This window comes from Variovorax sp. V15, from assembly GCF_041154425.1.
GTDB classification, from domain to species: domain Bacteria; phylum Pseudomonadota; class Gammaproteobacteria; order Burkholderiales; family Burkholderiaceae_C; genus Variovorax; species Variovorax guangxiensis.
In genome coordinates this window covers 690,213-704,452 of sequence record NZ_AP028659.1, presented here as the reverse complement: position 1 = coordinate 704,452, position 14,240 = coordinate 690,213, and the positions used below count along the sequence as shown (strand labels likewise).

The following is a 14,240-nucleotide window of genomic DNA, read 5'->3' as shown; positions in this document are numbered from 1 at the left end:
CACGGCCGCTGCCCGCGCAGGCCATTACCGGTTACCCATTACTTCCGAGACAACACGACACCATGGACACGAAGACTTCTCCCCTCGCGCTGCTGAACGACCCGACCCTGCTCAAGACCGATGCGCTGATCGCCGGCGAATGGACGAAAGGCGCCAGCCGCTTCGACGTGAACGACCCGGCCACCGGCCGCAAGCTGGTCGACGTGGCCAACCTCACGCGCGCGGATGCCGCGCACGCCATCGCCGCCGCGAACGGGGCGCTCGCCGCCTGGCGCGGCAAGACCGGCAAGGAGCGCAGCATCGTGCTGCGCAAGTGGTTCGACCTGCTGATCGCCAACACCGAGGACATCGGCCGCCTGATGACCGCCGAGCAGGGCAAGCCCTTCGCCGAGGCCAAGGGCGAGGTCGCCTACGGCGCGAGCTTCATCGAGTGGTTTGCCGAAGAAGCCAAGCGCGTGAACGGCGAGGTGCTGCCGCAGTTCGACAACAACCGCCGCCTGCTGGTGATGAAGCAGCCCATCGGCGTGTGCGCGGCGATCACGCCGTGGAATTTTCCGCTCGCGATGATCACCCGCAAGGTGGCTCCCGCGCTCGCTGCCGGCTGCACGGTGGTCATCAAGCCGGCCGAGCTCACGCCGCTGACCGCGCTGGCCGCGGCGGAGCTGGCCGTGCGGGCCGGCATTCCGGCGGGCGTGCTCAACGTGCTCACGGCCGACAGCGCCAACAGCATCTCGATCGGCAAGGAGCTGTGCGAGAGCGACGTCGTGCGCCACCTGAGCTTCACCGGCTCCACCGAGGTGGGCCGCATCCTCATGAGCCAGTGCGCGCCGACGGTCAAGAAGCTGTCGCTGGAACTGGGCGGCAACGCGCCCTTCCTGGTGTTCGACGACGCGGATGTGGATTCGGCCGTCGAAGGCGCGATTGCCAGCAAGTACCGCAACGCCGGCCAGACCTGCGTTTGCGCGAACCGGCTGTACGTGCAGGAGGGCATCTACGACGCCTTCGTCGAGAAGTTCGCGGCCAGGGTCAAGGCGCTCAAGGTCGGCAACGGCTTCGACGACGGCGTGGTGCAGGGCCCGCTGATCGAGGACGCGGCCATCGACAAGGTGCAGCGCCACGTCGACGACGCCGTCGCCAGGGGCGGCAAGGTGCTGGCCGGCGGCCACAGGATGCAGGGCCAGTTCTTCGAGCCGACCGTCATCGCCGACGCCACGGCCGACATGCTGTGCGCGCGGGAGGAAACCTTCGGCCCCTTCGCGCCGGTGTTCCGCTTCAAGACCGAACAGGAAGGCATCGACGCGGCGAACAATACCGAGTTCGGCCTGGCGAGCTATTTCTACACGCGCGACGTGGGCCGCATCTTCCGCGTGGCGGAGGCGCTGGAGTACGGCATGGTCGGCATCAATGCCGGCGTGATCGCCACCGAGCACGTGCCCTTCGGCGGCGTGAAGCAGTCGGGCCTGGGGCGCGAGGGCTCGCACCACGGCATGGACGACTACGTCGAGATCAAGTACCTCTGCCTGGGCGACATCCAGAAATAGGAGGAGAAGAAGAGGAAAGAAGGAGGGGCGGGAAGAGCCGGGGCAAGCCCTGCCCTGCCCTGCCCTGCCCTGCCCTGCCCTGCCCTGCCCCGCCCGGCCCTATCGCGCCAGCACGGGCGCCAGCGCCACGCCGGTGTGCGTGCCCAGCCGCACCACCTCTTCGGGCGGCGCCGACGCGACGACGCGCCCGCCCGCGCTGCCGCCCTCGGGCCCGAGGTCGAGGATCCAGTCGGCCTCGGCGATCAGGTCGAGGTCGTGCTCGATCACCACCACGCTGTGGCCGCCGTTCACCAGCCGGTGCAGCACGTGGATCAGCTTCTCGACGTCGGCCATGTGCAGGCCCACGGTCGGCTCGTCGAGCACGTACAGGGTGTGCGGCGCCTTCTGGCCGCGGCGGGTGATGTCGTCGCGCACCTTGCTGAGTTCGGTCACCAGCTTGATGCGCTGCGCCTCGCCGCCCGAGAGCGTGGGCGAGGGCTGCCCCAGCGTGAGGTAGCCCAGCCCCACGTCCTTCAGCAGCTGCAGCGGGTGGCTGATGTTGGGCATGCTCGCGAAGAACTCGACGGCCTCGTCGACTTCCATCTTCAGCACGTCGCCGATGCTCTTGCCACGCCAGCTCACGGCCAGCGTCTCGGGGTTGAAGCGCGCGCCGTGGCACACCTCGCAGGGCACCTTCACGTCGGGCAGGAAGCTCATCTCGATGGTGCGCACGCCCGCGCCCTCGCAGCCCGGGCAGCGGCCTTCGCCGGTGTTGAAGCTGAAGCGCGCCGGGCCGTAGCCGCGGGCCTTGGCTTCGAGCGTGTCGGCGAAGAGCTTGCGGATGGTGTCCCAGAAGCCGATGTAGGTGGCCGGGCAGCTGCGCGGCGTCTTGCCGATGGGCGTCTGGTCGACCTCGAGCACGCGGTCGACGGTCTCGTAGCCCTCGACCTTGCGGCAGCCCGCCCACGCGGGACGCTTGCCGGCGGCGTCGGCGTCGCGGCCGGCCTTGGTCGAGCGCTGCGCCACGATGGCCTGCACGTTGGCCAGCAGCACGTCGCGCGCGAGCGTGGACTTGCCCGAACCGCTCACGCCGGTGACCACCACGAGGCGGCGCAGCGGCAGCGTGGCCGTCACGTCCTGCAGGTTGTGCAGGTTGGCGCCTTGCACGGTGAGCCATTCGCCGCTCTCCTCGGCCTTCGGGTCGGGCGGAGGGATCAGCCGGCGCGCCTGCAGCGGGTGCCGGATGGCGTCGCGCAGGTAGCGGCCGGTCTGCGAGTCGTCGGCCTTCTGGATGTCGGCGACCGTGCCCTCGGCGACCAGGCGGCCGCCGCGCTTGCCGGCGCTCGGGCCGATGTCGATGATGTGGTCGGCGCGGCGGATGGTGTCCTCGTCGTGCTCCACCACCACCAGCGTGTTGCCCTTGTCGCCGAGCTTGTGCAGCGCGTCGAGCAGGATCTGGTTGTCGCGCGCGTGCAGGCCGATGGTCGGCTCGTCGAGCACGTAGCACACGCCCTGCAGGTTGCTGCCGAGCTGCGCCGCCAGGCGGATGCGCTGCGCCTCGCCGCCCGAGAGCGTGGGCGCGCCGCGGTCCAGCGTGAGGTAGCCCAGGCCCACCTCTTCCAGGAACTCGAGCCGGCTGCGGATCTCGGGCACGAGGTCGCGCGCGATCTCGGCTTCTCGGCCGCTGAGCGCGAGCCCCTCGAACCACTGGCGCACCTCGGTCACGCTCATGCGCGCGAGTTCGGTGATGCCGATACCGCCCGAGCCGTCGGCCGCGGTGCCGAAGCCCACGGCGCGCGCCGTGGCGTTCAGGCGCGTGCCCTGGCAGGTTGGGCAGGCCACGTCGGCCAGGTCTTCCACCTCGGGCTCGGCGAAGGTCTGCTCGCGGCCCTTGTCGTCGCCGGCCAGCACGGAGTCGTCGAACACCTTGCGCTGGTCCTTGCTGAGCTTGACGCCGGTGCCCACGCAGTCGGGGCACCAGCCGTGCTTGCTGTTGTAGCTGAACAGGCGCGGATCGAGCTCGGCGTAGCTGGTGCTGCACACCGGGCAGGCGCGCAGCGTGGAGAACACGTGGACGCGGCCGATGCCGGCGGCGGACACGCCCGCCATCATCGCGGCGCGCAGCCCGTCGAGTTCGCTGAGCACGTGCACCACGCCCTTGCCGTGCTCGAGCGCCTTGGCCAGCGCCGCGCGCAGTTCGCTCTCGTTCGAGGGCAGCACGTCGAGGCTGGCCACCGGCAGCTCGATGCTGTGCTCCTTGAAGCGGTCGATGCGCGGGAAGCCGGTGGTCGGCAGGAAGTCGCCGTCCACGCGCAGGTGCGTGAAGCCGCGCGGGCGCGCCCAGTCGGCCAGCTCGGTGTACACGCCCTTGCGGTTGGTCACCAGCGGCGCGAGCAGGCCGATGTGCTGGCCCTTGAAGTTGCGCATGAGCTGCGCGGCGATGCTGTCGGGGGTCTGCGGCTGCACGGCCGCGCCGTCGTGGATGCAATGCTGGATGCCCAGCTTCACGTACAGCAGGCGCAGGAAGTGCCACACCTCGGTGGTGGTGCCCACCGTGCTCTTGCGGCCGCCGCGCGACAGGCGCTGCTCGATGGCCACCGTCGGCGGAATGCCGTACACCGCGTCCACCTCGGGCCGGCCCGCCGGCTGCACGATGCTGCGCGCGTAGGCGTTGAGCGATTCGAGGTACCGGCGCTGCCCTTCGTTGAAGAGGATGTCGAAGGCCAGCGTCGACTTGCCCGATCCGCTCACGCCCGTCACCACGCTGAACTTGCCGCGCGGAATGTCCACGCTCAGGTTCTTCAGGTTGTGCTCGCGCGCGTTGACGATCTGCACCGCATCGGCACCCGGCGCCGCCTTGGCGTTGGCGATGTAGCGGCGCGCGGCGCGCTCGGCCACCTTGTAGGCCTCGGGGCCGATGGCGAGTTCGTAGTCGGCCAGCGCGGCTCCGGTGAGCGAGGCGCGATTCTCGCGCAGCTGCTCGGGCGTGCCCTCGGCCACCACCTGCCCGCCGCCCTCGCCGCCTTCGGGGCCGAGGTCGATGAGCCAGTCGCTCGCGCGGATCACGTCGAGGTTGTGCTCGATCACGATCAGCGAATGGCCGGCGTCCAGCAGCTTGCGCAGCGCGCGCATGAGCCGCGCGATGTCGTCGAAGTGCAGGCCCGTGGTGGGCTCGTCGAACAAAAATAGCGTGCCCTTGCGCGCCACCGACTGCTTGCTGGCGGTGGCGTTCTTCGCGGCCTCGGCCAGGAAGCCCGCGAGCTTCAGGCGCTGCGCCTCGCCGCCTGAGAGCGTGGGCACGGGCTGGCCGAGCTTGACGTAGTCCAGGCCCACGTCGGAAATGGGCTGCAGCACGCGCAGCACGTCGCGGTCGGCCTCGAACACCGCGGCCGCCTCGGCCACGGTGAGTTCGAGCACGTCGGCCACGTTGTAGCTTTTTCCCTTGCGTTCCACGCGCACTTCGAGGATCTCGGGGCGGTAGCGCTTGCCGTCGCAGTCGGGGCAGCGCAGGTACACGTCCGACAGGAACTGCATCTCGACATGCTCGAAGCCCGAGCCGCCGCAGGTCGGGCAGCGCCCGTCGCCGGAGTTGAAACTGAACTTGCTCGCGGTGTAGCCGCGCTGGCGCGAGAGCGTGGCCGTGGCGAAGATCTCGCGGATCGCGTCCCACGCGCCCACGTAGCTCGCGGGGTTGGAACGCGCGGTCTTGCCGATGGGCGACTGGTCGACGAACACCACGTCGCCGAGGTGGTCGGCGCCGAGCAGGCGGTCGTGCGCGCCGGGCGTCTCGGTGGCCTTGCCGAAGTGGCGCATCAGCGCGGGCGCCAGCACGTCCTGGATGAGCGTGGACTTGCCCGAGCCGCTCACGCCGGTCACGCACACCAGGCGCGCCAGCGGGAACTCGACCGTCACGTTCTTCAGGTTGTGCTCGCGCACGCCTTCGAGGATGAGCCGGTGCGTGTTCTCGCTCACCAGCCGCTTGAAGCCCATGCCGATCTTCTTGCGACCGCCCAGGTACAGGCCGGTGAGCGTGTCGGCGTCGCGCAGCTGGTCGGTGGTGCCGTCGAACACCACCTGCCCGCCGCGCGCGCCGGGGCCGGGCCCCATGTCGATCACGCGGTCGGCGGCCAGCATCACGGCCGGGTCGTGCTCGACCACCACCAGCGTGTTGCCCGCGTCGCGCAGGCGCAGCATGGCTTCGGTGATGCGGTTCATGTCGCGCGGGTGCAGGCCGATGCTGGGCTCGTCGAGCACGAAGAGCGTGTTGACCAGCGAGGTGCCCAGCGCCGTGGTCAGGTTGATGCGCTGCACCTCGCCGCCGCTGAGCGTGCGGCTCTGGCGGTCGAGCGTGAGGTAGCCGATGCCCACGTCGTGCAGGTAGCGCAGGCGGGTGGTGATTTCCTCGAACAGCAGCTTCAGCGCCTGGATCTCGCCCTCGCTGGCCGCCTGGCCGTTGCCGTGGTGCTCGATGCGGTCGAAGAGCTGGCGCAGCCGCTCGATGGGCAGCAGCATCAGGTCGTGCAGGCACAGGCCCGGCAGCGCCTCGAGCTGGGCGCGCGTCCATTTCACGCCGTTGGGCATGAAGCGCTTCTCGGGCGGCAGGACGGCGTCGGCGTCTTCCTTGCTGCCGATGCGCCACAGCAGGCTCTCGAGCTTGAGGCGCGCGCCGCTGCAGGTGGGGCACGGCGTGTAGCTGCGGTACTTGGACAGCAGCACGCGGATGTGCATCTTGTATGCCTTGCTCTCCAGGTAGCCGAAGAAGCGGCGCACGCCGTACCACTGCTTGTTCCAGTTGCCTTCCTTGTAGTTGGGCGTGCCCTCGATCACCCAGTGCTTCTGCTCGTCGGTGAGCTTGTTCCAGGGCGTGTCGCGCGGGATGCCGGCCGCCTCCGCGTGGCGCATGAGGTCGTCCTGCGCCTCCTTCCAGGCGGGCGTCTGGATGGTCTTGATGGCGCCGGCGCGCAGCGTGAGCTTGTCGTTCGGAATCACCAGCCCCAGGTCGACGCCGATCACGCGGCCGAAGCCGCGGCAGGTGTCGCAGGCGCCCACGGCCGAGTTGAACGAGAACATCGACGGGATCGGGTCGGCGTAGCGGATGTCGCTCTCGGGGCAGTGCAGGCCGGTGGAGAACTTCCACACGTCGGTCACTGCGTTCTCTTCCGAGCCGGTGGCGTGCACCGTGACGCGCCCGCTGCCGCGCTTGAGCGCCACTTCGATGGCTTCCACCACGCGCGAGCGCTCGGCGCCGGACGCACGGAAGCGGTCGGCCACCACGTCGAGCACCTTGCGCGGACCGGTGGGCGTGGCCACCTCGCGCTCGGACTGCACGCGCGTGAAGCCGCTGGCAGAGAGCCACTGCGTGACTTCCTCGGCCGTGGTGCTCGCGGGCAGCTCGACCGGGAAGGTGACGACCAGGCGCGGATCGCCCGCAGCGGCCGCGCGCTCGACGATCTGCGCGTAGATGCTGTCGGGCGAATCGTGGCGCACCGGCAGCGCGGTCTCGCGGTCGAACAGGTTGGCCGCGCGCGCGAAGAGCAGCTTCAGGTGGTCGTTCAGCTCGGTCATCGTGCCGACCGTGGAGCGCGAGGAGCGCACGGGGTTGGTCTGGTCGATGGCGATGGCGGGCGGCACGCCTTCCACCTTGTCGACGGCCGGCTTGTCCATGCGGTCGAGGAACTGGCGCGCGTAGGCGGAGAAGGTCTCCACGTAGCGCCGCTGGCCTTCGGCATAAAGGGTGTCGAAGACGAGGCTCGACTTGCCCGAGCCGCTGGGCCCGGTGACCACCGTCATTTCGCCTGTGCGGATGTCGAGATCGAGGTTCTGGAGGTTGTGCTGGCGCGCGCCGCGAATCCGGATGGAGCCCTGTGTCATGAGTGCCTTGGGGGGTGGGGCAAACATTCTAGGGAGTGCCTCGTGACGGGTTTGCGCACTACGTCACAAGGTCGGTGGCTGCGCAGGGGTTTGTCCGGATGGAGTTAAAAACACTTTCAGAAACAAATAGCACATTTGTTTTCACGTTCGCCCGGCCGGGCGCCCGCATTGCTTCGAAAGGACTCCATGACGAAAACGCGCACGCTCTGCGCCGCCGCCCTGCTGGCCTTCAGCGCCCTGGGGGCGTCTGCCCAGATCCTGATCGGCCAGACCGCCGGCATGACCGGCTCGGTGGCCGCGAGCGTGAACGAGACCATCGGCGGCGCGAACCTGGTGATCGACGCGGTCAACGCGCAGGGCGGCATCCATGGCGAGAAGATCGAAGTGCTGCGCATGGACGACGGCTTCGACGTGAAGCGCGCCAGCGAGAACGCGCGCGTGCTGATCGAGGAGAAGAAGGTGCTGGCGCTCTTCATGAGCCGCGGCACGCCCCATTCGCAGGCGATCATTCCCTGGCTCGACAAGAACGACGTGGCGCTCATCGGTCCTTCCACCGGCGCGATGGTGCTGCACAAGCCGCTGCAGAAGCACGTGTTCAACGTGCGCGCCACCTACCAGCGCGAAGCCGAGAAGGCCGTGCAGCACCTGCTGACCATCGGCCTCACGCGCATTGCGGTGGTGCACGTGACCGACTCCTTCGGCACCGACGCGCTCGAAGGCGCGATGACCGGCTTCAGCAAGGGCAACGCCAAGCCGACCGTGATCATCCCGGCCGACCGCGACAAGCCCGACTACAAGACCATCGTGCCCGCCATCAAGGGCGCCGACGCGCAGGCCGTGGTGTGGATCGGCTCCGGCGTGGCCGTGGTCGACGGCATCAAGGCGTTGCGCGCCGCGGGCTCGGCCGCGCAGGTGGTCACGCTGTCGAACAACGCCTCCTCGGGCTTCATCAAGCAGCTCGGCGACGCGAGCCGCGGCGTGATCGTGACGCAGGTGTTTCCCAACGAGCGCTCGCTGGGCCATCCGATGGTGAAGGAAGCCCTGGCTCTCGCGCAGGCCAGGGGCCAATCGGAACTGTCGCCGGCCGCGCTCGAAGGCTTCGCCTCGGCCAAGGTGCTGGTGGAGGCGCTGCGCCGCGCCGGCCCCAAGCCCACGCGCGCCAGGATGGTGGCCGCCCTCGACAGCCTGCGCGGCTACGACCTGGGCGGCGGGCTGGAGGTGAGCTATTCGCCCACCGACCACAGCGGCATCGATTTCGCGGACCTCTCGATCATCAGCGACGGTCGCTTCAAGCGTTGAGTCCCCGCCCCGAGAGGGGCGAGTTTGAACGGCCCGCCGGCACAACCGGCGGGCCGCTTTTTTTCCGGGCGCTGGAAACCTTGGTTTGACAGGGTTTGCGCGAGCTAGCGAGACGTGACGTTCAGCAACACATTACACAGTTTCTGACAGAGGCGACCGCTTCCTGGAAAGGCTTTGCTCGATGAAGAAGACGTTCACGTCCTGCGCCGCTGCGCTGTTCCTGGCCATGATGGCGCCTGGGGCGGCGGCCCAGATCCTGATCGGCCAGTCGGCCGACCTCTCGGGCCCCGTGGCGGCCAGCGTCAAGGAAACGATCATGGGCTCGCAGCTGGTCATCGACCAGGTCAACGCCCAGGGCGGCATCAACGGCGAGCAGATCGAGGTCATCCGCATGGACGACGGTCTCGACGCCAAGCGCTCGCTGGAAAACACGCGCGTGCTCATCGAGGACAAGAAGGTCGTCGCGCTGCTGCTGAACCGCGGCACGCCCAACACGCTCGCGGTGATCCCGCTGCTCGACAAGTACGGGGTGGCGCTGGTCGGCCCCTCCACCGGCGCGATGGCGCTGCACAAGCCGCTGCAGAAGAACATCTTCAACGTGCGCTCCACCTACCAGCGCGAGGCAGAGAAGGCGGTGCAGCACCTGCAGACCACCGGCATCCAGCGCATCGCCGTCGTGCAGGCCGACGACTCCTTCGGCAAGGACGCGATGGAAGGCGCGAACAAGGGCTTCGAGAAGGCCAACCTGAAGCCGGCCGTGGTGGCGCTGGCCGACCGCAACAAGCCCGACTACGCGGCCATCGTCCCGCAACTCACCAAGGCCAACGCGCAGGCGGTGCTGTGGATCGGCTCGGGCACGGCCGTGACCGACGGCGTGAAGGCGCTGCGTGCCGCCGGCTCGGCGGCGCAGATCATCACGCTGTCGAACAACGCGGCCTCGGGCTTCATCAAGGAACTGGGCTCGGCCAGCGCGGGCGTGATCATCACGCAGGTGCTGCCCTACGAGCGTTCCTTCGGCCATCCGCTCATCAAGGAAGCGTTGGCGCTGGCCAAGGCCAAGGGCCAGAACGAGCTCTCGCCCGCGCTGCTCGAAGGCTTCGTCGCCACGAAGGTGATGGTGGAGGCTCTGCGCCGCACGGGGCCGAAGCCCACGCGCGCGAAGCTGATCGCCACGCTGAATGCCTTCCAGTACGACGTGGGCGGCGGGCTCGACATCAGCTACTCGCCGACCGACCACACCGGCATCGACTACGTAGACCTGTCCATCGTCAGCGACGGCAAGTTCAAGAGATAGGCTCGCCGGGCCTCACTTCGGCGCGGCGGCGGGCGCGGGTTCGTGCGTGGTGGTGTCGCCACCATGCTTCTCGCCCGACATGTCGACCTTGTCACCGGCCTTCGAGATCACGTACAGGGCAATGGCGGCGAAGATGACGAAGCCGACGACGAGTTTCCACATGGGTTTTGTCTCCTGGATGGTTCAAGAAAAAGGCCTCATGCGGTCGGCATGAAGCCTCTTTGTTGAACGGAGGGCGGCGCCCTCCTGCCTGTTCTTCGGCGACGGTCAGTCGTTAGCGTAGATGTCCACGTCCTTCGTCTCGCGAATGAAGAGCGTGCCCACCACCAGCGTGATGCCGGCGATGATGATCGGATACCACAGGCCGTTGAACATGTTGCCGGTCGAGGCCACGATGGCAAAGGCGGTGGTCGGCAGCAGGCCGCCGAACCAGCCGTTGCCGATGTGGTAGGGCAGGCTCATCGAGGTGTAGCGGATGCGCGTGGGGAAGAGCTCCACCAGCATCGCGGCGATCGGGCCGTAGACCATGGTCACCAGCAGCACCAGCCAGAACAGCAGCACCACCGTCAGCACCTTGTTCATCTTCGCGGGGTCGGCCTTGGCCGGGTAGCCGGCGACCTTCAGGTCTTCGGCCACGCCCTTCTTGAAGGCGGCGATTTCCTTGACGGAGTTCTCGTCGAACTTCGAATTCACGACGTTGCCGACGGGCGCCTCGACCGACTTGTCGCCGATCTTCACGATGGCCTTCGAACCCGGCGCGCCGGCCACGTTCTCATAGCTCACCGAGTTCTGAACCAGGTAGCGCTTGGCGATGTCGCACGAGCTCTTGAAGTCGATCTCGCGCGCCACCGGGTTGCCCTGGAAGGAGCAGGTCGCGGGGTCCGCCGTCACCGTCACGCCGGCGGTGGCCTGTGCGCGGGCCAGGTCGGGGTTGGCGGCTTCGGTCAGCATCTTGAAGACCGGGAAGTAGGTGACCACGGCCAGCAGGCAGCCGGCCATGATGATCGGCTTGCGGCCGATCTTGTCCGACAGCGTGCCGAACACCACGAAGAAGGGCGTGCCCAGCAGCAGCGCGGCGGCGATCATCAGGTTGGCCGTGGTGGCGTCGACCTTCAGCTGCGCCGTCAGGAAGAAGAGCGCGTAGAACTGGCCCGAGTACCAGACCACCGCCTGGCCGGCCGTCAGGCCCACCAGCGCCAGGATCACGATCTTCAGGTTCTTCCACTGGCCGAAGGACTCGGCCAGAGGCGCCTTGGAGGTCTTGCCCTCGGCCTTCATCTTCTGGAAGGCGGGCGACTCGGACAGCGTCAGGCGGATCCACACCGAGATGCCCAGCAGCAGGATCGACACCAGGAACGGAACGCGCCAGCCCCAGTCGTTGAAGGCCGCCTCGCCCATGAACTCGCGCACGCCCAGGATCACCAGCAGGCTCAGGAACAGGCCGAGCGTGGCGGTGGTCTGGATCCACGAGGTGTAGGCGCCGCGCTTGCCGTGCGGCGCGTGCTCGGCCACGTAGGTGGCGGCACCGCCGTACTCGCCGCCGAGCGCGAGGCCCTGCAGCATGCGCAGCGCGATCAGGATCACCGGCGCCGCGACGCCGATGGTCGCGTAGCTGGGCAGCAGGCCGACGATGAAGGTCGACAGGCCCATGATCAGGATGGTCACCAGGAAGGTGTACTTGCGACCGATCATGTCGCCCAGCCGGCCGAACACGATGGCGCCGAACGGACGCACCAGGAAGCCGGCGGCGAAGGCCAGCAGCGCGAAGATGAAGGCGGCGCCCGCATCCAGGCCGCTGAAGAACTGCTTCGCGATGATCGCGGCCAGCGAACCGTAGAGGTAGAAGTCGTACCACTCGAACACGGTGCCCAGCGAGGAGGCGAAGATGACTTTCTTCTCCTCCGAGGACATGGGCCGGGGGGCCGGGTGCGGCACTCCCCTCGAATCTAGTGTGGCTGCCATTGGTCGTCTCCTGTGTGTATGCGTTCATTCGTTCCCGGAATCCGGGACCGTGCGGCATTCTTGGAGGCGCGACTGACCCGAGCCTTTCGCGAAACTGAACCGGCGCTTACGGTTTAGGGTGAAACCCGCGCAGCACGTTTCAGCCTGTAAGAAATCGGGGCGCTTTTCCGGCGCCCGCGGGTTTGTACTCAGCCCTGTTTGCTGCTGCGCAGCAAGGCCGGGCGCTGGTCCGCCGAAGCCCACTCGGGGCAGTCGAACCACGCATCGCCCGACATGTAGGCGCGCAGCATCTGCAGGCCGTCGAAGCCCCAGAACAGGCGGCCGTCGACCACGTAGGTCGGCGTGCCGAACACGCCCTGGCGCAGGGCCTCTTCGGTGTTGCGCTTGAGCAGGGCCTTGCTCTCGTCGCTGTTCGCGTCGCGCTTCGGCCCGAGCTGCGCGGTGAGCGCGGCGAGCCGCGCCGGGTCGCCCGCTTCCTCGCCGCCGCGCCACACGTGGCGGAAGATGGTCTCGGCCACGAGGCGGCTGATGGTGCCGTCGTCGCCCGTGGATACCGCCAGCCGAAGGTGCGCCAGCGGGTTGTAAGGATGCGAGGCCGGCATCCGGATCTCTATGCCGTGCGTGTGGCCCAGCCAGAGCACGTGGCGGTAGGTCCAGCTGCGCTTTGACGGAATCTCCGCCGGGCCGAGCTGGCCGTGCTGCTTGAGCAGCGCGCCAAGCAGCACCGGCCTGTAGGCCACGCTGTAGCTCAGGCCCTCGAGCGCTTCGGGCAGGTGCTCGAAGGCGAGGTGCGCGTAGGGCGAGATGAAGTCGAGATGGAAGTCGATGTGCTTCATGGGCTGCTGTCTCCTGGGTTCGCCGCGGGCACGCGCCAGATGCCGGCCTTCGCCCGCAACTCTATCGCCCGCCACACGTGGCGCCGGGTCTCGTCTTCCATCCTGCTCCAGCCCGCGATCTCGGGGATGGTGCGCAGGCAGCCTTCGCAGAAACCGCTCAGGCGATCCATGCGGCACACCGAGCAGCATGGCGAAGGCACATCGCCCGCCGCGGCCTGCACCGCCACGGCACGTTCGGCCAGCGTCTCGGCTTCCGCGAAATTCACACCACGTCGGCCACCGGCGCGCCGGTGAGCTTCTCGAGGTCGTGCGGGCGCAGCTGGAACACGGCGTGCGGATGGCCGGCTGCCGCCCAGATCTCCTCGAAGCGGAAGAGCTCGCGGTCGATCAGCACCACGGGCGGCGTCAGGTGGCCCACGGGCGACACGCCGCCGATGGTGAAGCCGGTGCGCGACTTCACGAAGTCGGCGTCGGCGCGGCCGGTCTTGCCGACCAGCGCGTCGACCTTCTTCTCGTCCACGCGCTTGTCGCCCGAGGTGATGACCAGCACCGCCGACTCGTCGCTCTTGCGCCGGAAGATGATGCTCTTGGCGATCTGCCCGACCGCGATGCCGAGCGCGTCGGCCGCCTGCTGCGCGGTGCGGCAGGCGTCGTCGAGCATGCGTGGGAAATGGGGGTGGCCGGCATCCTGCAGGGCGCGGGAAACGCGCTGGACGCCTTCGGGGAGGTTATGGAGTTCGGATCCGCACATGATGGCTTCGAATCTATCAGGCTGCCGGGCCGTGGGCGCGGGCTCCGTCAGGCGCTGCGCTTGAACAGGAACAGCATCGCGCCCATCGCCATCAGCACGCCGCCGAAGACGCGGTTCTGCGCGCGCCGTGCGCGCACGCTGCGCAGCATGCCCTGCAGCCGCGCGGCCAGCCAGGCGTAGCCGTGCATCACGGTCACGTCGACCATCACCGTGGTGGCCAGCAGCACCAGCAGCTGCAGCCACAGGGGCCGCGTCGGCTGGATGAACTGCGGCAGCACCGCGGCCATGAAGACGATGCCCTTGGGATTGGTCACGTTGGTGAGGAAGCCGCGCAGCACGCGCTGCGGTGCCGTGAGGTCGGGTTCGGCCGCCTGCGTCGCGCCGCCCTCGATCTTCGCGACGGGCGCACGCCACTGGCGCCAGCCCAGCCACAGCAGGTAGCACGCGCCCACCACCTTGACGACCAGGAACGCGCTGGCCGAGGCGGTGAGCACCGCACCCACGCCAAGGCCGGCCACCAACAGGATCACCGCGAGCCCCAGCTGCAGCCCCACGATGGTCGCCGTGGTGCGCCGCACGCCGTAGCTAAGCCCGTGGCTCATGCTGAGCACCGCGCCCGAACCGGGCGACACCGCGATGACGCAACTGGCCACCAGGAATGCAAGCCACACATGCAAATCCACTGACTACTCCCGCTTATCTATCTG

Annotated in this window: 10 protein-coding genes; 3 read left to right on the top strand and 7 right to left on the bottom strand. The window is 68.5% G+C overall.

Annotation, left to right across the window (positions count from 1 at the left end; genetic code table 11):
* The first annotated feature begins 62 nt into the window (after positions 1-62).
* Positions 63-1,541: an NAD-dependent succinate-semialdehyde dehydrogenase gene (locus tag ACAM57_RS03445; protein WP_369660710.1), complete on the top strand. Its 1,479-nt coding sequence runs from the start codon at positions 63-65 to the stop codon at positions 1,539-1,541.
* A 99-nt stretch (positions 1,542-1,640) separates the two neighbouring features.
* Here the strand turns inward: ACAM57_RS03445 and uvrA are convergent, their stop codons facing one another.
* Positions 1,641-7,391 (bottom strand): excinuclease ABC subunit UvrA, encoded by a 5,751-nt coding sequence (gene uvrA / locus ACAM57_RS03440; protein ID WP_369662389.1) that lies wholly within the window; start codon positions 7,389-7,391, stop codon positions 1,641-1,643.
* Between the two features lie 186 nt (positions 7,392-7,577).
* Here uvrA and ACAM57_RS03435 point away from each other — a divergent pair, with 186 nt between their 5' ends.
* Entirely contained in the window at positions 7,578-8,690 is a 1,113-nt protein-coding gene (locus tag ACAM57_RS03435; RefSeq protein WP_184640893.1) for an ABC transporter substrate-binding protein, read from the top strand.
* A gap of 181 nt (positions 8,691-8,871) precedes the next feature.
* Positions 8,872-9,984: an ABC transporter substrate-binding protein gene (locus ACAM57_RS03430; protein WP_126023732.1), complete on the top strand. Its 1,113-nt coding sequence runs from the start codon at positions 8,872-8,874 to the stop codon at positions 9,982-9,984.
* 12 nt (positions 9,985-9,996) lie between these two features.
* Here ACAM57_RS03430 and ACAM57_RS03425 read toward each other — a convergent pair whose 3' ends face one another.
* The 6 genes from ACAM57_RS03425 to ACAM57_RS03400 all read right to left on the bottom strand — a co-directional run bounded on the left by ACAM57_RS03425 (position 9,997) and on the right by ACAM57_RS03400 (position 14,216).
* Positions 9,997-10,146: a hypothetical protein gene (locus tag ACAM57_RS03425; RefSeq protein WP_019656389.1), complete on the bottom strand. Its 150-nt coding sequence runs from the start codon at positions 10,144-10,146 to the stop codon at positions 9,997-9,999.
* Between the two features lie 105 nt (positions 10,147-10,251).
* The gene (locus ACAM57_RS03420) at positions 10,252-11,946 is read right to left on the bottom strand and encodes an MFS transporter (protein WP_184640895.1); all 1,695 of its coding nucleotides are present in this window, start codon (positions 11,944-11,946) and stop codon (positions 10,252-10,254) included.
* 188 nt (positions 11,947-12,134) lie between these two features.
* On the bottom strand, positions 12,135-12,782 hold the full coding sequence (locus tag ACAM57_RS03415) for a 2-hydroxychromene-2-carboxylate isomerase (protein WP_369660709.1): 648 nt from the start codon (positions 12,780-12,782) through the stop codon (positions 12,135-12,137).
* Positions 12,779-13,048 carry a DUF1289 domain-containing protein gene (locus ACAM57_RS03410; protein WP_126023735.1) on the bottom strand — a complete coding sequence of 90 codons (270 nt, stop codon included), beginning with the start codon at positions 13,046-13,048 and terminating at the stop codon, positions 12,779-12,781. Before ACAM57_RS03410 ends, ACAM57_RS03415 begins: the two co-directional genes overlap by 4 nt.
* Complete coding sequence (locus ACAM57_RS03405; protein WP_369660708.1) at positions 13,045-13,533, bottom strand: YbaK/EbsC family protein; 489 nt, start codon at positions 13,531-13,533, stop codon at positions 13,045-13,047. The genes ACAM57_RS03410 and ACAM57_RS03405 overlap by 4 nt, the downstream gene beginning before the upstream one ends.
* A gap of 47 nt (positions 13,534-13,580) precedes the next feature.
* On the bottom strand, positions 13,581-14,216 hold the full coding sequence (locus ACAM57_RS03400) for a LysE family transporter (protein ID WP_126023737.1): 636 nt from the start codon (positions 14,214-14,216) through the stop codon (positions 13,581-13,583).
* Positions 14,217-14,240: the final 24 nt, after the last annotated feature.

Coding starts and splice junctions, on each gene's coding strand:
- ACAM57_RS03445 (WP_369660710.1), top strand. CDS start 63: ATGGACACGAAGACTTCTCCCCTCGCGCTGCTGAACGACCCGACCCTG.
- uvrA (WP_369662389.1), bottom strand. CDS start 7,391: ATGACACAGGGCTCCATCCGGATTCGCGGCGCGCGCCAGCACAACCTC.
- ACAM57_RS03435 (WP_184640893.1), top strand. CDS start 7,578: ATGACGAAAACGCGCACGCTCTGCGCCGCCGCCCTGCTGGCCTTCAGC.
- ACAM57_RS03430 (WP_126023732.1), top strand. CDS start 8,872: ATGAAGAAGACGTTCACGTCCTGCGCCGCTGCGCTGTTCCTGGCCATG.
- ACAM57_RS03425 (WP_019656389.1), bottom strand. CDS start 10,146: ATGTGGAAACTCGTCGTCGGCTTCGTCATCTTCGCCGCCATTGCCCTG.
- ACAM57_RS03420 (WP_184640895.1), bottom strand. CDS start 11,946: ATGGCAGCCACACTAGATTCGAGGGGAGTGCCGCACCCGGCCCCCCGG.
- ACAM57_RS03415 (WP_369660709.1), bottom strand. CDS start 12,782: ATGAAGCACATCGACTTCCATCTCGACTTCATCTCGCCCTACGCGCAC.
- ACAM57_RS03405 (WP_369660708.1), bottom strand. CDS start 13,533: ATGTGCGGATCCGAACTCCATAACCTCCCCGAAGGCGTCCAGCGCGTT.